Origin of the sequence: Jeotgalicoccus coquinae (assembly GCF_014207425.1) — a bacterium.
In the GTDB taxonomy this organism is placed as follows: Bacteria; Bacillota; Bacilli; order Staphylococcales; family Salinicoccaceae; genus Jeotgalicoccus; species Jeotgalicoccus coquinae.
Window position 1 is genome coordinate 1,166,428 of sequence record NZ_JACHFF010000001.1, and the last position, 18,279, is coordinate 1,184,706.

An 18,279-nucleotide genomic window follows, 5' to 3' on the forward strand; every position below is an offset into this window, starting at 1 on the left:
TTTTCCATTATATCAGAATATTTTTTTATTTGTCACGCTTTTGTAAATTTTCACTCATTTTTTACAATTAAAGTTATTTTTGTATTGAATGTATCCAGAAATATAATGTTGTACATCATCAATCCTTACTCTATAGCCATGATGTTTGATGAAAAAGCTTCCCAGTACACTTTCCGGGTTTTTAAAATACATTGCTATTTCCGGATAAAAATATCCAGTTCTTTGATAGTCTGCTCTTTTTTCAATTATTTTATTAAATTTTTCTTCATCGAGGTGCTCTTTGATTAAATCTTCGAGTCCTTTCTCTTTCATCAGCTCAACCATATTGTATCCAGCCATAAGCATTTCAAGAAATGTCGGAAATGTTGTCTCTCGCTTATTAATGAAATCCAGCCGTTTTGATACGTTTTTCAGTCCAAATATAAAGTATTTTTCTTCTGGTTTAACTTTCGTGAGCTCGTAAGTACAATAACTCAGCCAGTGATCCGAATATTTCCAATAGTCTTTTTCTATAAAATGATTGAAGAGTATTTCTACATACTCCAGCCATTCAGGATTTTCGTCCATCTGGTACAGTCTCATCAGTCCAAATGCCGCTTCACCGTCATAGTAAATCACTCGTTTTTCTTCTTTAACTGTAAGTTCAGGATAATTTAATACGTGAACCGTATCTCCTTCTTCACCTATCATTCTCATTGTCCCTCTAGCAAGCTTACGAGCCACCCCCATATATTCATCACTATTTGTCATAGACATATATTTTGTCAGTGCAACCAATGCCACCCCATTTTGACCAAGTTTAATTTCATTTAATTTATTTGTATCATCAAAAATGTATGCTGCTTCTTTTTCTGCCGGATCGATATATAAATTATTTTCCAACATATAATCAAGTGTTTCTTTTGCTTGCTCAATACCTGATTCATCTTCTAGATACTCCAAACCCTCTAGCAATGAATATGTTGAGGATGCGTGTCTAAGCATATTATAAAAAGCGATTTTTTTATCAAAGTGAGGAAATCTGCCATATTCATATCTCCCCGAATCCTTAATCTGGTTCAGTAAATATTCAGTGGCTGATTTAATCATTCTATTATATTCGTCTTTCCTTTCATTTTCTTCAACCTTCCTAATTCCATGCATGTTGCCTTCAGGAATTAATTCTATTACCTCATCATTATTTAATAAGTATCCTTGTGTATAAAATTTAAAAATGTTTTTATTCACATATTTCTTATGGAAATATATACCTCTATAAGATTTAAATTTCTTTAGGTATGTATTGATGTTTTTTTCGCATACAAATAATGATTGGTGATCTTTACCTGGAATTGGTCTAACAAATGCATTTGCATTAATTTCTTCTGGCAGAAAAGACAATATAAAATTTGAATCGAATGCTATACCGAAATCGACATAGTTCCTTCTAATTTTTGGAAGTTCTTCGATTACTTCCATGAATGGAACTTCAACTAGTGATTTTATAAAGTCTACTCTTATCCACTCAGTCTCATAACCACTTTGTGATAACTTTAATATTTCATCTTGAATATTATTCTCTATATAGTTATTGTTCTTCACTTTGAAAACATGAGCTCTCCTGTTCATAAAACCAAGAGAAATAAAGATCCATTTTGATTCATTCTTGGCATTCTGTTGCCTTAAGTTTTCAATTAGCTTCAAATTCATTAATATATTCCCCTTTTTCAATTTTTTCTACAAAATTTGTTACTTCTTTATAGTCTGAGAAAGATGTAAAGCATCCAATTATATTATTTTTCAACACTATTCCATGATAGAATTTATCTCCAAAAATATAACTTCTATCTCCTAATAATTCTCTATAGTTTTCTGAAATTAAAGCAAGTTCTTCTACAGTGAAACTCTGCCTTTCTTTAATTCTGAACCTTCCAGTCCTATTAACAGATACCGAAGGATTAAGATTATTATTCTCTATAAATCTTGAAATATACTTTATTCTTTCCAAAGGTGTTTTGAAAAGCAACTTTGAGAACTCATAAGTTAATGTAGGATGTTTAACTTCCTGAATTTCATCTAGCAATTTTTCTATACTCATAATAGTGCTTCTATTATACTTTTCATCATTAGTCGGCCATTCAGAGAAGCGAATTTTCTTAGAGAGGATAATTTCATTTTTTATTAACAATTCATGGTACCTAATGTAATAAATTAATAAGTTAAGACCTTCTATAGTTCCTGTATTTTTAAGATTCTCACTCGACACTATTCTTTTTTGATTATTGTCCACAACCAGATATGATTTACCGTGATTACCTATCGTTTTAAAAACTTTCTCGTCATATTTATATTCAGACATTTTGTATTTGTACGGGAATTTGGCTGCAATGACAGGCAAGTCAGAATCTGTTACAGACGATTTAAATAATATTAAAGAATCATCATTTAGGAAAAACATAATATCTTTTAACATCAGATCTCGGTCTTTATACCAGGTAATACTTTTATTTTTCACTTGAACAGTAACTGCTCGCATTGGATCATCAATGCATAAAATATAATCTGCATCACTTTTCTCAATCAACGGTACAATTCTATTATGTATATCTAACGTTTCGTCACCCATATCGCTGATTTTTCCAAGTATCAAAACTTTGTTACCTTTATAAAATCTTGACTGTTGGTTAAAACTTTCTACTGCATTTATATATGATGGTAAAGATGCATTATGAGTATCATCAATTACAGTAATATTTTGATTATGTTTATTCACAATAGTTTTTATTTCCATTACCTTTGGAAGTGATTTAAAATCATTAAATTTATCTAGAACGCTGTTAAGATTTATATTTAAAACTTTTAAAACCAGCATAGATGCAATAGAATTCTCAACCATTCCTTTTCCTAACATATTTATATTATAGGAATACTTTTCTTCTTTTATTTCAACATTCACTGTCTGTTGACCTTTACTGGCATAACTATGCACATTTCTTAAAATATCATATGAATTTTTCATACTATATTTGATTATGTTTTTAGTATTTAACAATGCTTTTTCATATAGAAAGTCGCTATGTAAGGTATCATCATTTATTATAATGGTTCCATTTTCACTTATCCCTTCAAAAATTCTGCTTTTAAATTCAGCAACTGTTTTTGTATCCTTTAAAGTAGATAAATGAGCTTCACCTATATTTGTTAATATGGCAATATCCGGCTTTACAACTAGGCTCATATTTCCTCGATTATTTAATGCATTTAATGATATCTCAAATAGCGCAAAGTCTGGATTTTTAACGAGTTTACATAAATTCAACCATATTGCACTTCTGGTGTTATTATTCCCTCTGTTCTGAAATATTTCGTAATCTGACAATAAATGTCCTAACATTAATCTAGTTGAACTTTTCCCATTAGAACCAGTTATGGCAACAAGAGGATTTTTATAATTTTCTCTCATGTAAAGTGCTATTTTTTTCATTGCATCTATAATATTACTAACAATTATCTGGGGAACCTCTTTGTCATCGTATTCTTCTTCAGTGATAATTAATCCAGGCTTTTGTTTATTAAAATTAATATAACTATTTCCATCTTTTAATTTAGAGTTTTTCCCAGTAAGATCGGCCCAACGATGTGACGGTATAGATATGAAGGCTGTCTGAGAGTTTGATACTAATCCATATATATATTCAAAATCATTAATTTCATTATTCTCTTGATTATAATTACCTATAATTTTGCCTTTAAGTATATTATTTAAGGTTTTCACTGAACACACCAAAATAATTAATACCTCCTTTATTAAACTATATAAGCACATCATACCGTATTTTCTAATTTTTATAAATTTTATATACAAATAAAAAAAGAGCAGATTCTCATCTGCTCTTCCATCTCTAAGCCGCTATTCCTAGCGGTGAAAAGATTATATAACTGCCGACAACAACTGCAAGGACTGCAATTCCTGCGACATATCTGTATTTCCATGGTGTCATATCCACTTTCGAGAAGTCTGAGTTTAAATCAAATTCGTTCGATGGATATAACCTATTAAATATCAGCAGTACTGCCAGATCTATAAAGAACAGCACGCTTAATATATATAAATAATGTACGTCTTCTAAAAACAGGTTTACTGATGCATATAATATGATATGCGTTATAAATGTTACTTTTGCACCCAGTTTTGATGTCTTCTTCGCAAAGAATCCGACGACTACCAATATTAATACCGGCAGACTGTATATTCCGTTAAACTGCTGCACTACTGCATACAGTCCTGACGGGAACAGTGAAATTACCGGCGCGAGTATTACCACAATTACACCGACAACGATTGTCGTAATTCTCCCGACATATGACACTCTTCTGTCTGAAGCGTTTTTATTAATAAATGATTTATAAAAGTCCAGTGAGAACAATGTCACCGTACTGTTCAATGCACCTATAAATGAGCTCAGTATTGCACCGAAGATAATCGCACCGAATAGTCCGTATGCCCATTCCGGCAATATTGCACTGATCAGCATCGGATAGGCGTTATCTGCTGTACCACCTACATTACCGTTAAAAATATTATATGCAATAATACCCGGCAGCACTAAGAACAGCGCACCGAATATTTTAAATATGCTTAAGTATATCGCGCCTTTTTGTGCTTCTTTCAAGCTTTTAGCTGCCAGTGATTTTTGGACAATCATCTGATTCGTACACCAGAAGAATAAATTGTTAAATAACATTCCGAAAAATAATATTGGCCACGGTACAATCGTTGAGTCAACTGCACCCCAGGCGTTTAATTTCTCAGGTGTTTCTTTTACAATATGGTCGAATCCCTGAAGATAACTTCCGCTCCCCAGATACTTAAGTGCAAGTATCGTAACGATAAGTCCGCCGACTATTAAACCGATTCCGTATAATGTATCGCTGTATGCACTCAATGACAGTCCGCCTATAAATAAATAGAGAATTCCTACTGTACCGATTACAGCTGCGATAATAATAACAGCTGTATTATCACTTACATTCAAAAATTCGCTGACATTAAACAGCTGATTAAACACCAGTGAGCCTGAATATAAGACTACCGGCAGAAAGGAAACTACATAAGTAAATATAAATAACATAGATACGAGTCTTTTAGTAAATACATCGTAACGCATCTCGATAAATTCCGAGATCGTACTGATACCGTATCTTAAGTATTTAGGTAAAAACACCCAGCACAGAAGCACTACTGCGACTGCTGCTGTGACTTCCCATGCCATAACTTCCATACCTGCAACAAAGCTCTGGCCATTCTGTCCGACGAGCTGTTCGGTTGATAAGTTTGTCATGATTATTGTTGATGCTACCGCAAAACCGGTCAGGCTGTGTCCGCCCATAAAGTATCCGGATGCACTTTTTTATTTACGCTTCTTGATCTGAAATATGCATATAGTGCCACGCCGATAATTACTGTTAAAAATATAATAATAGACAAACACTCAAAGCTAAATCTCTCCTATTTAATGATGTTAATCAATAAGCAGTTCATTCAGCTCTTAAATAAAGAATAAGTAAATTTAGCAATGATATCAAACTCCGTTAAAATCCTGGGGTCCATATCTAAAATTTCCACCTCTTTATGTGTCATACAATTCCAAATTGAATACTTTTAATTGTATTATATTATCGTTTTAAATGAAATATTTCAATATTATTAATACGTAACATTATTTTATAATAAAAAGAACCAGTGTCATACCTGGTCCTTATAATTCTTATCCTAGCTTTCTGTACTGCTGCTGATGAGAGGACGTCTTTTCAATTGCTTCAACTGATTTTTTCTTCTGTACTTTTTCTAAAAACAGTCGCCCTAAGCTGCTTCGCATTTCCATTTCCAGACGGTTCCATTTATAGCCTTTAAAAAGGTCCTTAAGCAGAAATACTTCGCCCTCTTTTAAGTTCTTCGTTTCCTGCCATGCTTTTTTAATAATCTTTTCCTCATTTTTTGCCATTGTTACCACCTCAAATTTTTGATTAGATTAGTAATACCCGATTTTCAAGCCGACTAACAGTTACAGTACTGCGTTGGCAATCAGCATATCGATTTCCCGGATATCAATTTTCTTATCCAGTTTAATTTTAAAGCGTCCGGTTCTCGTCCACAGTTCGATTTCAGCATTTAAATCAAACATGCCTCTGGCATTTTCCGAAGACCATATATCGATAATTTTGTATGGTATTGAGTAAATTTCAACTTTTTTACCAGTCATACCCTGTGAGTCACGTACTATAATTCGTTTAGTCGTAAATGTGACACTGTCGCGGAATGTTTTGTATGATGCAACCGCTTCTTCGCCATTTACGAGCATCTCATTTATATCTTCCGGCACTGGAATTTCACTGAACAATGTGACTTCCAGAATGTTGTTCATTTCCATAATATAATCCCTGCCTTATTAGTTTTATTTAGCGTCAAGCAGTCTGCCTGCTGTCAGCAACAGTACATTCGCACCGTTTACAAGCTGCTCCGGAGACGTATATTCCATCGGATTATGACTGACACCATCTTTACTTGGCACAAAAATCATTGCTGAAGGTGCAATTCTGTTAATCATCTGAGCGTCGTGTCCTGCACCTGATGTCATCAGTTTTGAGCTCAATTTTAAGTCCCCTGCAGCTGCAACGATATTTTCTACGATTGTCTTGTCAAATGTCACCGGTTCGAAAATCGCAAATTCAGTTGCCTGCACACCTATTTTTCCTTCTGCTTTAATTTCATCCAGAGTGTCACGTACCAGCTGCTGTGCTTCATCGAACCCTTTCTCTGACGGACTTCTCATATCCAGCGTGAAAGTAGCTTTCGACGGAATAATCGTTGCCGCATTTGGTTCAAGCTGGATTGATCCCAGTGTTGCTACTGTATCGAGACCATTTTTATTAATATAGTTATACAGCGTCGACATAAAGTGTGTCACTGCCTGCATCGGATCTTTACGTAAGTAGTTCGGTGTAGATCCCGCATGGTTCGCTTCACCTGTAAAGGTAATTTCACGTCTCGAGTTTCCCTGCAGATTGTGAACTGCGCCAATCTCAAAACCTTCTTTGTCGAGTACAGGTCCTTGTTCAATATGCAGTTCAATATAAGCTTCCGGTTCTATAAATCCAGGTTCATTGTCACCTGCATAACCGATACGCTCCAGTTCATCACCTAATCTGAGTCCGTCGATACTGATGGTATCCAGTGCTTTATCGATGTCCAGATCACCCGAATATACCAGCGAACCAAGCATGCTTGGCGGGAAGCGTACGCCTTCTTCATTCGTAAATGCAGCAATCGTTACCGGTCTGTTTGTTTTAACATTGTTTTCTTTTAATGTCTGCACGGTTTCCAGTCCTGATAATACGCCGTAACTGCCGTCATAAATCCCTGCATCGATTACAGAGTCGATATGCGAGCCTAGCATTAACGGTTTCTCACCTTTGTTATGTTCTTCTTCCCATGTCGCAAAAATATTACCAAAACGGTCCACTTCTATTTTTAAGTCCAGTTCATTAAACCAGCTGACCAGTAAATCTCTGCCCTCTTTATCTTCATCCGAGAGTGCCAGTCTGATTAACTGACCTTTTTCATTACGTCCAACTTCTCCGAGTTCATTAATTCTGTTTAGCAATCTGTCTCCATTTATTTTTAAATGTTCCACTATAGAAGCGCCCCTTTTTAAATGCTTTCTTAATAAATACCCTTTAGCTCCGAACTTATTCCAAGATTAAATTAACAATTTCTTCTTTTGTAATACTGCCAAGATATTTCTGTAAATCTATAGAGGAAAGTGCCTCCAATAAGTCTTCCTCTTTCAGTCTGACGCCATCAAGAACTTTTTCCACATCTCTGATTTCACGGCTGCCGAAAAAGTCACCGTAAATCTTAGCATGCTGGACGATACCTGAGTCTACATCGAGCGTAATATCCAGAGTACCGATTGAAAATCTGCCGTCTTTTGAATATTTAAATCGCGGTGATTTCCCGAAAGTCCAGTCCCAGCTGCTGTACTTTTCAGCCATTAACTTATCAATTCCGGCCCAGTCTTTATCAGTCAGCTCATAGGTTTTTATTTCACTTCTGTCGGCTGCGTTGAATATTTTTAAAATCATCAGTTCGCAGAATTCAATACTGGACAGATTTTTATATTCTTCATCTAAATATTCTCTTAAGGAAATTACTCTCTTTCTGACAGATTTGATGCCTTTGGATTCCATTTTCTTTTTGTTTGGTTTCAGCGATTTTTCCATCTTCTCTTCATCGACATCAAGCAGCAGCGAATATCCGCTGTATGTCCGCCCATTTACGACATTCATCGCACCGCCTGATACTTTTCTCCCATCTACATGAAGATCATTACGCCCGCTCTTTTCAACATTTTTTAAACCGAGTTCTTTGAGTATTTGAATCGCAGGTTCATACATCCGGTCAAAGTTAATATCCGCACTCACATCGGTATTGTCGCTGACAAAACAGAAATTCACTCCGCCCATATCGAGATAAATCGTACCGCCTCCGGTATCTCTTCTCACCAGATTAATACCGTGTTCTTTCATATATTCAAGATTCGCTTCTTCCCGTGCATTTTGATAGCGGCCGACCTGGACCAGCGGTTTTGTTAAATATGGAAAGACCATGTCTTCACCTAAAAATAAATTTTTCTGGGCATAGACCTGCACAGCAAGAGCGACTGCTCCGTCGTATATGTACTTTCCGTTGCGTTTAACTTCTATAAGATACATTGACTAGTACTCCGTTTCGTAAGTTTTCTTTTTAGTAAACTGCTGTTCCTTTTGAACATTTAATAACAGTTCTTTAATATCTTCCTGCAGCCATACTGACCGTTCTCTGATTGCAGGCGGTATTCTGTAATCTTTTAAGTTCACAGTCATATATAATGCATTATTTCGATTTTCCGTCATTTGCTGAAACGGATGTTTAATCACCTGCGGTGCCATATAGCCGCATCCCAGTTCCAGTATTAACAGTTTTTTATTTATATTATGGTCTAAAAAATTATGAAACAGCTTTTGGTCTTTAAAGAATTTATCATCCTCAACCATCCAGTCGGTATGATTGCGTCTGTTCAGTTCCATCGATGCACCGCATTCCGGGCAGTACGGAATCAGCTCATCCGGGACTTTCATGTTCTGCTGCTGTTCTATCATATTTTTCATTAATTCTTCATTGTTAAATCGTTCAAGACTGCATCCCCTTGAACACTGCAGCAGATTATATTTACCCTGGACATCAAATACTTTGTCCTGATCAAAACCTGCGATTTCAAATGCATTGTCTGCATTGGATGTAATAATATGATAATTTCTGCCTTCAAGTAATTCTTTAAGACGGACATAGGACTCACCAAGCGGCTGGCTCATATAATTTAAATCAACAAAACGGCTGAAAAATGCCCACTCTTCATTTAGGCTTTCAAACTCAAACACACTTGCCTGAAACATATCCAGCCACCGGTATTTTTCGATAAAGTCCGGAAAACTTTCTGTAAACCTCGGTCCTGCATATGTAAAACCATCAGCCGCAGCCATTCCGGCACCGGCACCGATTAATACAGCATCTGCTTCATCCAGCGCCATATTCAACTTGCTTGATGCGGTTAAATCTTTACCTTTACTTAGCACCTGCCATGATGTTTCACACATAACCTTCAGTCCTTTTATAAATAGTTAAAATTTCTCTTTAAACTACTATAACAAATTAAAAAACACGATGATTATATTAATCACCATGTTTTAGACTTAAATATATTTAATTATTCTTCTGCAAGACCGACATTATATAATGCTGTTTCTTCATTAAATCCTATTTCAACGCCGTAGTTCACAACGTTATCTCCAACTGGGTAGACAGAAGAACGGTAGACTGTCGGTATTACAGCTACATCTTCCACCATGAGTTCCTACCATTCTTTATAAATTTCAATCCGTTTATCGATATCAAGTGCTTCTTCTGACATTCCTCGTGTCAGAAGTTCAGTATTATTATCAGACTCGTATCTAATGTAATTATATGGTGCATCTGCTCCGTACAGTGCTGTTGGATCTACATCAGTTCCTACAGACCATCCTGCTAAAAATACATCAATACCGGGATCATCATTTTCAAGCATATCGTAGAATGTGTTGTATTCAATCAGTCTGCCGTTAAGTTTATCGATATCAAGTCCGATACTTTGCCACTGCTGAATATAATAGTTTGCCAGTGGTTCAGATGTATCCCCGCCTGACATTGCAGCAAAGTTGATTTCGAGCGGTTCACCGTTAGGGTCTTCTCGCATACCGTCTCCATCGACATCTTCATATCCCGCTGCATCGAGAATATTATTTGCTTCATCGATATTAAATTCTGGTGTTTCAATTTCATCATTGTGGAAATTTTTATGATAAGGCGGAATAATTGTTGTTGCTTTCCAGCGCAGACCATTATAGAAACGCTCGCCGACTGCATTATTATCAATTGCATGCCACATTGCACGGCGCAGTTCAACATCTCCCATTTTAGCTTCTTCCATATTAGAATCTACTGTGCTATTTTCCGCATCCCACATACCGTATTTAAAGCCAATGTAATCATAAATAGGTTCAATCTGGGCTAACCATTCCACCCCTTCCATATCTGCTACATCAGGATACTGGTTTGTCGGAAAGTTCACTGCGACATCAACATCTTTAGATTCAAGAGCACTTGAAATTGAAGAAGGTGCCACAACTCTAATATTAATACCGTCGAGCTGAGGGGGCTCATCTGAACCCCTTCACAACAACGTTATAAGTTATACAGTAATGGTTTTGGTAATGGTTTAGACTAAATTTTCACGCATACGCCTATGTTTTATGAGAATAGTACTTTTCAAAGTAAACTAATATTAACAGTTCATAATTCTATTGAAAAATTATCTGTAAGAAGAAGAGACAATATATATCCTATATTGATAATAAGAGTCTCACCTTGGTAATTTAATCAGTATCCGGATGAGGCTACTAACATAGTGGCTTGTAAGAGGATTTATTCATTCATTAAAACTCTAAACATTTCATCTCTGTGAGTTTTCATTTTTTCTTCTGTCCACTTCCCATTATCAATTTTTGTCATGTATTCCATTATTTTCAATTTCATGCTCTGATTAATGATGCTTGGGTATGAACTAATTTTTCCACTTGGTGGTAAGTTAGAAAATCGAGAATTTCCAGAAACGGTAATTAATGCTAAGTTACCAAAATCATCCAGATTCTCTATATCCCACTCTTCACCCTCTATGGGATTTTGTGGGTGATAGTGTTCGATAGAATTTCTAAACTGAAATTGCCAGTTATCCTGCATCGGAGTTACAATGTTTTTTCCCTCATATGAGTAGCCATCTCTATAAATCAAGTAGTCAAGATAACTAAATACAATTCGCTCAAATCCAAATCCAGAACTAAATTTATAATCAGATTCATCAACTTTCTTCATTGAATATTCTTCTAAAATTTGTATAAGATTAGTTTTTTCATTTATTAATAAATTAGATAGTGCAATTGTAATCCAGTGCATTGTCTTAGGTGAAGTATAGGTTATACGTAAACTTGATTGTAAAGTTCTTAATTGTTGATTGTCATTCCCATTCTCCCCTAATGTGCCTACATATTTAGGTTTAGCACCGTGTTGATCAGTATATTTTTCTAACCGTTGTAATGACCATCTACCCGTTTCTTTATAATCTCTTGCAAATTCCCGTTTCAAAATTAATTTATCGAAAAGAACACGTAATTTCAATAAATGAAATAAAAAGTTTTTTGCATTATCTGATGATTTCCAGTTCCATGACAAATTTTTAAGAAAGTTTTTGTCATCAAGAGTTGAATCTTCTTCTCCTAAATTACTTATAACTGCATTCACTTGCAATAAAAAGTTAGGAAAAGTAATAGTAGATTCAAATCGTCTATTTTCATCTTCTTCCTCTTGATTCTGATCTTCTTGTAATAGGTTATTCTTATTTAAAATATCACCTAGTGAAATTGTATCTAATATTTCTTTCTCTATTGATATAGTATCTTCAAGAGTTTTAAAATTCTTAATCGATTGTTTTAAAGCAGACCAATCTGTAGTAAATGTTTTATCTCGAATAGTTTTATCAAAATTCATTTGGACATAAGAATTCATATCTGAACATTTTTCCCAAATAAGAGCTGCAATATCTCTTTCTTTGTCTGTTTCTAAAACTTCTAATAGCTTCGATTTAGCAATTTCATGAAGCTCAAGCTGTTCACCACGAGTATTCATTATTTCAAAATAATGATTAAGATCGATATTCGGCGGAACTTGTACTCGTACTATAAATACTTGTTTTAATTTTCTAATAAACGTCTCTCTATTAACTTTTTTCGTATCAAAATAATTACTAATAATTTGATATCCATTTAAAATTTCAGGTGTTAGTAATTCTTCTACTAATTCAGACTTCTTTTCATCTCTTATATATTCTAATGTTCGATTTGATTTCTCTCGAGCTTCAAAGTGTAATGCCCTAGGTGGAATAGATAAATTTAAATATTTTCCTAAGAGATACAATGTGGTTAGACGTTGTTGACCATCTATTACTTCATAAGCATTATTATCAAATTGATTAACAATTAAATTACCTAAAAAATAACTTTCACCCGGCTTCTCAATTGAACTATCAATATCTTCAATTAATTGAATGATTTCGACTTCAGTCCATGCATAGTTACGTTGATAGATTGGCACCTGATAGTTATGCTCGAAAACTTTAGAAACTGGTAGTTGCAATGGATTTTTAGTCATTATTTATACCACCCATTCCATTCACATAATAATTTATAAGACTCTTTATATCTTTCACCATTATTCTCTCTTATTTCTGGTTGTTCAAGTATGATTAACTTTAATTCCTCTGGATCATTCATCTGACTGATAACTGAGAACATTGCTAGTCCTTCATTTACTCGTTCATGTAGACCATTTGCATATTTATTAATTGTTTGAGGATAGACCGCATACATACTTAATCTTAATGAATAACTCCATGTATATAACTGCTGAAGCACAGACTTAGTCAAACTTTCTATACCAAACCGATCAGCAAAAAATAATGCAACAGATTCATACAATTGCTTTATGTATATATCTCCAGAACGTCTGTCTGGAATCGCCTCACCCTCAGTATTGTGAAAGTTAATAATTATATTTTGAACCTTTTCCAAGAGCTCTTTATAGTGGAGGGAATAATTAAAAAATCTTTTCCCAGCGATTAAAGGATGAGTTAGTTGAAATTGATTTAAATGATTAGAAGCCAGAAGTTCACTGTTTCCACTTTTATTAAACTGTTCCACGTATAAATTGCTCGCCTTGTGATAGAGAGAAAAATTATAAATATTATTTCCTTTGATCCCCTTAAATGAATCAATTTTAGTGGATGAATAATTTAATCCATCTCTCAACATATACCATTGTGTTAACGGATAGATATATATACTGAATAAATCTTTTAGTATATTGGTATTTATGTTTTCCCATTGGTTTATAATCTGAACTTTTAAATCCTCGGATTCCTTATCCATTTCTCGCAAATGATAGGATTTCAATAAATCATGAGGCGCTAATTCTTTTCCACGAGTATTTTGAGAATCAAAAAATTGGAATGCTTCTTGTTCACTATCTGTTACAATTTGAACCATGGTGCATTGTTCCAATAGATAGTTTTTATATTTATTCTGTTCATCATCATTTAATTCATTGATTCTTCTAGATAAGATTCGGAAATTTTTAACAATTGCATCATTTGATAGTTGACTATAAGTTTCTTCAAGCATTTTTTGTTTTTTATCACCTAGAGAATATAATAGAATAGAAAGTGTTGTGATTCTTTGCTGGCCGTCTACAATATTGTAAGTACCTGACGAATTTTTATGTAAAATAACGGTTCCTAAGCGATATTCTTCCACACTATTTTTGTAAGCTTCAAACGTATCAATAAACAAAGTATTTGCAGAGGAAATTTTCCATCTGTAGGGCCTCTGATAGGATGGCAATGTTAAATCTATACTAAGTAAATCTCCTATCGATATTATTGTTAACTCATCTTTTAATAATGCCATTATGACTCTCCCTATATTTTCTTATTAAGTATTTGGTAATTATAAGTGCTCTATTTGATTACATGGCTTCTCACTAAATTGGTATTTTATTTGATAGCAAAATCACCAATCTACAAGTTATTATTATCTTCCAGTTCTGACATTGTTTTCCCATTATATTTCCATGAAGTCCAGCCGTTATCATTTCCTCCTGCTACAAATCCTGACGCATAGCTAGGACTTTGAAACGCATAATTTTCAGTCAATTTATATAATTTATTATTTTGATCTTTTACTAGATAACCTTTATTTATCAGTGTCTGTCTAGCTTCCAAAACTCCCGGTGGAATGTTTTGTCTTCCCTCTTTAACAATTGTGGAACCTTCTAGTACTACATAATCGTTATCTATAATCTTCATGTAAGAAACGGCATCCTTAATTTCAAATTTGAACACTACTCCTTCCATGAACCCTTCTTCACTTTTTTCAGTTTCTTTATCAGAAGTATTATCTAGATTGACCGATTTTTCTTCTAAAAAGTCATATCCAAAGGTCTTCAATAATAATGATAAAGCTTGATAAAATTCTTCCATTTCAGCACGGTCAACCTCTGATAAAATAGGTTCTTTTGTAATCTGTATATTTTCTGTTATTGTACTTTGAATTTTCCTAATCTCTTTAACTAACTTTGCTTCTAAATATTGGATTTGAGTTTTAGTTAAATAATCATCTTTTGACGAAAACACAATTGCTCTGTCCCAAAATTCTTTTTTCATACTTGACTCGTTATGTCTTTTAATACGTTCGAACACCGGTGCTCCTTCGCCAACGTATACAATAGGCTTTAATGGATTTTCAATATTATCTCCTATTTAAAATGTACGTACCCGCTTTTTTTTGCTTCGACTCGATTTTTAAATACATTAATTTTTGTGCGTGGAAATGAAGTAGCATAAATCGTCATGTTTTGAATTTCTGCTGTAACAATTCCATCAGGGTCTCCTTCTACAAGAAATAATCTAATTAACTTTCCAGAATTAATGAAAATCCACTCCTTTATTTTTACATATATAAAATTTGTATTTAGTAAAAAGACAAGATCTAAATGACCTTGTCTCGTTTACAACTAAATACGTCAATTAATTTATAGTTCCTTCAAATCAGTAGCTTTCTTAAACGTAACACCTGTATCTACAGCTTTAAAGTGCTTTTTACCAGCATTAATTTTTAAGCTTTCTGTGACTCTCAATTGTGATGGGTCAATGCTACCTTTAGTTTCAATTACAAAGTATAGTCGTTGATCATTATCTTCTTCTTTGAGAACTGCCCAATCGGGATTATAATTCCCTAATGGAGTACGAATCTTAAACTCACTTGGCAGCTTAATGTAGTACTTGATGCTTTCATCAAGTTCTGCATCTTTTGCAAATTCTCGCTCGATGTTAGAATCAACTTTAACGTAGTCATGCGTTGTTTTATTTTTTGTAGTGTCTACTTTGAAATCTTTATCCAAATAGGCTTCAAGAGTTTCATCGGTAAAAAGTGATTGCTCATAATAATCATTTTCAACTTTACGATATTCTAAACCGTCAAACGTAAGATATCGTTTGTGTAAATCTATAATATTTGCAACTTTATTCATGTAGCTCAATGGATTGATTTTAAATTGTTCTAAATTCCCAGCTTTGGAAAGTATCGTTGTGATTGTATTACGTGTCAGCTTTGTTTCATTTTGTAAAAAAGTGATAATATCAGGTAACTCATAGTGAATTTCTTTAGGAGTCTCGTTACTGGCGTTTGACTCTTCAACGCCTTCGATTCCCGAATCATCAATTTGTAATTTTCCTAATTTAAAAGTATAAGAAGGTTTGTCTACTTCTATAGCCTTTACTCCATATGGATAATAGCTTGTTCCATGGAGAACATTCTGTATAAGTTGCTCTGTATTAAAATTGACACGATAAGTAGTCTTATGTTTTATCTTTTCCCATAATGCTAGAAAATCTTCAGATAATGCTTCCTTATTAACTTTTATTGCTACCTTTTCATCAGCATTTTTTATTTCCAATGTACGTACTTTTTTACTAGCAACTTCTAGTACTTCTTCTTTGATGTCTTCGAATTTTTTGCTCAATTGAATTTCATCATTTTTAATCGCTAAACGCAGCTTGTCAGTTGCATGACGTTTACTATCAATATACCCATTTTGTTGCATTTCTTTAATCAATCTTTTTGATTGCTCTTTTCCTAAAGCATCATATTCATCAGAAACTGGGTTATAAGATAATATAATGGTTGCAAAACTATCATCTTCAAATACTCCAAAAACTACCCCGTCTTCTTCATATTCTGTTTGTAGTTCACGAGCAAAATCTTCGTAACTTTCATTTGCAACAACAGTTAAAGTATTCACATCAAACCCGGGAACTCGCTTGCCATCTTGATTTACCCCAATACGTAAACCTCGTCCAATTTTTTGACGTTTAGTTAATTCATCCTTTGTATCAACCAAAGTACAGATTTGGAAAACATTTGGATTGTCCCATCCTTCTTTTAATGCAGAGTGAGAAAAGATAAATCTTATTTTATGCGCTCGTGCATCATTTCCTTCTTCTAAATTATATTGAGTCAATAAGCCTTCTTTATCACGCATGATAATCTCATAAGTACTTTCATCAGCTTTAGCTGTACCAGTTTTGGACTCTTTATACTGACCTTTATTATCTTTAGCAAAATATCCATCATGAACTTCATCTACTGATACAGATTTATCTCTTAATTCTGAATATTCAGGTAATGAAGTTAAAGCTTCATATTCTTCTTCAAATATTTGTGCATAACGTCCTTTTTTAAAACCTTCTTCTGTATAAATTCGATAATTGCTTACCTGATCCAAGAAAAACAATGATAATACTTTAATCCCTTGACCTAACAAACGTAATTCTTTATCCAAATGTGCTTTTATTGTCCGTCGTATTTGCAGACGTTTTAGCTCTAAATCTTCTTGAGTAGCTGAAGATAATGTAATAACTGACGGCTCCCCTTCAAAAAAGACAGCTTCCTGACCAGGTGTCGTATCAATATCTTGAATAATGCCGACTTTTTCATAGACTTGTAGTTTAGTTTTAGTAGCTACGTTATCCCCTTGTTGGAATTTCATAGTGTCTTTAATTGCCCCGGCTTTTGTTTTTTTATACACCTCAATTTGAGCAGAAATTTTCCCGTTCTTGTTCTCAACATTTTGTAATTTAAGATGCGCTTTATTACCGTCTTCTTCCAAGTTTATAGAAGCTACTTCTATTTGTTTTACCAATTCTTCTTCGTAAGCTTCTACTGCACCTAAACGAAAAATTGTTGGAAAAGATTTATCTTTATGGGTGGCAGAATATCGAAAACCTACCGATGGATTTAATCGAGCTATAGAATCACGCGCGCGTTTAGTATTGTCTACTACTTGCGGTTCATCAATAATTAAAAACGGCCTTGTTTCTGCAATTAAATCAATTGCGCGTTCTCCGCCAATCTGATCACTTTGACGGTAAATCACGTTAGTGTTCCCTTTATTGTCTAGAATAGCTCCGGCTTCACTTTTTTTGTTAAAACTATCCATTGTAATTACCATAATATCAATTGTATTTGCCGTAGCAAATTGTCTAATCCAATCTAATTTACTACTATCATAAGGAAATAAATCATATATAACCCCTTGATGATTTTTGGCAAAAGTTTCCTTAGTCATTTCAAATGTTTTTAAGACTCCTTCCTTAATTGCAACAGAAGGAACAACAATAATAAATTTTAAAAATCCATATTTTTCATATAATTCTAATATTGTTTTAAAGTAGACGTATGTCTTGCCTGTTCCTGTCTCCATCTCAATATTAAACATGGGAAAAGTATAGTCATTACCTAGTAAATTATCAGACGGAGCAATCCCATTCTTTATTTGGCTCTTACGAACATTATTTAGCATTGTCTCAGGATTAATATGTATTCGATTTGCAATTCCAATACCATCTTCCGCGAACATTGTACCGACAGCATTTGTTACTGCCGACACTGTAAACTCAGAATTTCGAATAGTTTGGCCTTCGAATATATTTACGGAAGATTCTACAGCTTGAAGCTGGTAATCTAATTCATCAAATTTTATTTCCACTTTATCACCTC

General features: G+C 33.9%; 12 protein-coding genes and 2 pseudogenes. All 14 read right to left on the reverse strand.

Features of this window, described 5'->3' with window-relative positions; translation table 11 throughout:
- Window positions 1-54: 54 nt before the first annotated feature.
- A complete protein-coding gene (locus HNR41_RS05685) occupies window positions 55-1,689 on the reverse strand; it encodes a poly(glycerol-phosphate) alpha-glucosyltransferase (RefSeq protein WP_184282568.1) in 1,635 nt (544 codons plus the stop codon).
- Window positions 1,670-3,754 (reverse strand): Mur ligase family protein, encoded by a 2,085-nt coding sequence (locus HNR41_RS05690; protein ID WP_184282570.1) that lies wholly within the window; start codon window positions 3,752-3,754, stop codon window positions 1,670-1,672. The genes HNR41_RS05685 and HNR41_RS05690 overlap by 20 nt, the downstream gene beginning before the upstream one ends.
- Before the next feature lie 127 nt (window positions 3,755-3,881).
- Window positions 3,882-5,467, reverse strand: a pseudogene (locus HNR41_RS05695) (solute:sodium symporter family transporter).
- A 280-nt stretch (window positions 5,468-5,747) separates the two neighbouring features.
- Window positions 5,748-5,984, reverse strand: a complete 237-nt coding sequence (locus tag HNR41_RS05700) for a single-stranded DNA-binding protein (RefSeq protein ID WP_184282572.1) — start codon at window positions 5,982-5,984, stop codon at window positions 5,748-5,750.
- Window positions 5,985-6,044: 60 nt separating this feature from the next.
- Window positions 6,045-6,410, reverse strand: a complete 366-nt coding sequence (locus HNR41_RS05705) for a PH domain-containing protein (RefSeq protein WP_184282574.1) — start codon at window positions 6,408-6,410, stop codon at window positions 6,045-6,047.
- A gap of 24 nt (window positions 6,411-6,434) precedes the next feature.
- Window positions 6,435-7,673, reverse strand: coding sequence for a M20 family metallo-hydrolase (locus tag HNR41_RS05710; RefSeq protein ID WP_184282576.1), 1,239 nt, complete (start codon window positions 7,671-7,673; stop codon window positions 6,435-6,437).
- Window positions 7,674-7,728: 55 nt separating this feature from the next.
- Window positions 7,729-8,754, reverse strand: coding sequence for a lipoate--protein ligase (gene lplA, locus HNR41_RS05715; protein WP_184282578.1), 1,026 nt, complete (start codon window positions 8,752-8,754; stop codon window positions 7,729-7,731).
- A gap of 3 nt (window positions 8,755-8,757) precedes the next feature.
- Complete coding sequence (locus tag HNR41_RS05720; protein WP_184282581.1) at window positions 8,758-9,675, reverse strand: SIR2 family NAD-dependent protein deacylase; 918 nt, start codon at window positions 9,673-9,675, stop codon at window positions 8,758-8,760.
- Between the two features lie 110 nt (window positions 9,676-9,785).
- A complete protein-coding gene (locus HNR41_RS11400; RefSeq protein WP_229714910.1) occupies window positions 9,786-9,926 on the reverse strand; it encodes a hypothetical protein in 141 nt (46 codons plus the stop codon).
- A 6-nt stretch (window positions 9,927-9,932) separates the two neighbouring features.
- A pseudogene (locus HNR41_RS05725) lies at window positions 9,933-10,763 on the reverse strand (ABC transporter substrate-binding protein); the annotation flags it as partial.
- A 275-nt stretch (window positions 10,764-11,038) separates the two neighbouring features.
- Window positions 11,039-12,817: a DUF262 domain-containing protein gene (locus tag HNR41_RS05730; protein ID WP_184282582.1), complete on the reverse strand. Its 1,779-nt coding sequence runs from the start codon at window positions 12,815-12,817 to the stop codon at window positions 11,039-11,041.
- On the reverse strand, window positions 12,817-14,130 hold the full coding sequence (locus HNR41_RS05735) for a DUF262 domain-containing protein (protein ID WP_184282584.1): 1,314 nt from the start codon (window positions 14,128-14,130) through the stop codon (window positions 12,817-12,819). The genes HNR41_RS05730 and HNR41_RS05735 overlap by 1 nt, the downstream gene beginning before the upstream one ends.
- A gap of 110 nt (window positions 14,131-14,240) precedes the next feature.
- Window positions 14,241-14,885 (reverse strand): DUF4357 domain-containing protein, encoded by a 645-nt coding sequence (locus HNR41_RS05740; protein ID WP_184282586.1) that lies wholly within the window; start codon window positions 14,883-14,885, stop codon window positions 14,241-14,243.
- Window positions 14,886-15,253: 368 nt separating this feature from the next.
- Entirely contained in the window at window positions 15,254-18,268 is a 3,015-nt protein-coding gene (locus HNR41_RS05745) for a restriction endonuclease (RefSeq protein WP_184282588.1), read from the reverse strand.
- Window positions 18,269-18,279: the final 11 nt, after the last annotated feature.

Coding starts and splice junctions, on each gene's coding strand:
- HNR41_RS05735 (WP_184282584.1), bottom strand. CDS start 14,130: ATGGCATTATTAAAAGATGAGTTAACAATAATATCGATAGGAGATTTA.
- HNR41_RS05720 (WP_184282581.1), bottom strand. CDS start 9,675: ATGTGTGAAACATCATGGCAGGTGCTAAGTAAAGGTAAAGATTTAACC.
- lplA (WP_184282578.1), bottom strand. CDS start 8,754: ATGTATCTTATAGAAGTTAAACGCAACGGAAAGTACATATACGACGGA.
- HNR41_RS05700 (WP_184282572.1), bottom strand. CDS start 5,984: ATGGCAAAAAATGAGGAAAAGATTATTAAAAAAGCATGGCAGGAAACG.
- HNR41_RS05705 (WP_184282574.1), bottom strand. CDS start 6,410: ATGGAAATGAACAACATTCTGGAAGTCACATTGTTCAGTGAAATTCCA.
- HNR41_RS05730 (WP_184282582.1), bottom strand. CDS start 12,817: ATGACTAAAAATCCATTGCAACTACCAGTTTCTAAAGTTTTCGAGCAT.
- HNR41_RS05685 (WP_184282568.1), bottom strand. CDS start 1,689: ATGAATTTGAAGCTAATTGAAAACTTAAGGCAACAGAATGCCAAGAAT.
- HNR41_RS05740 (WP_184282586.1), bottom strand. CDS start 14,885: ATGAAAAAAGAATTTTGGGACAGAGCAATTGTGTTTTCGTCAAAAGAT.
- HNR41_RS11400 (WP_229714910.1), bottom strand. CDS start 9,926: ATGGTGGAAGATGTAGCTGTAATACCGACAGTCTACCGTTCTTCTGTC.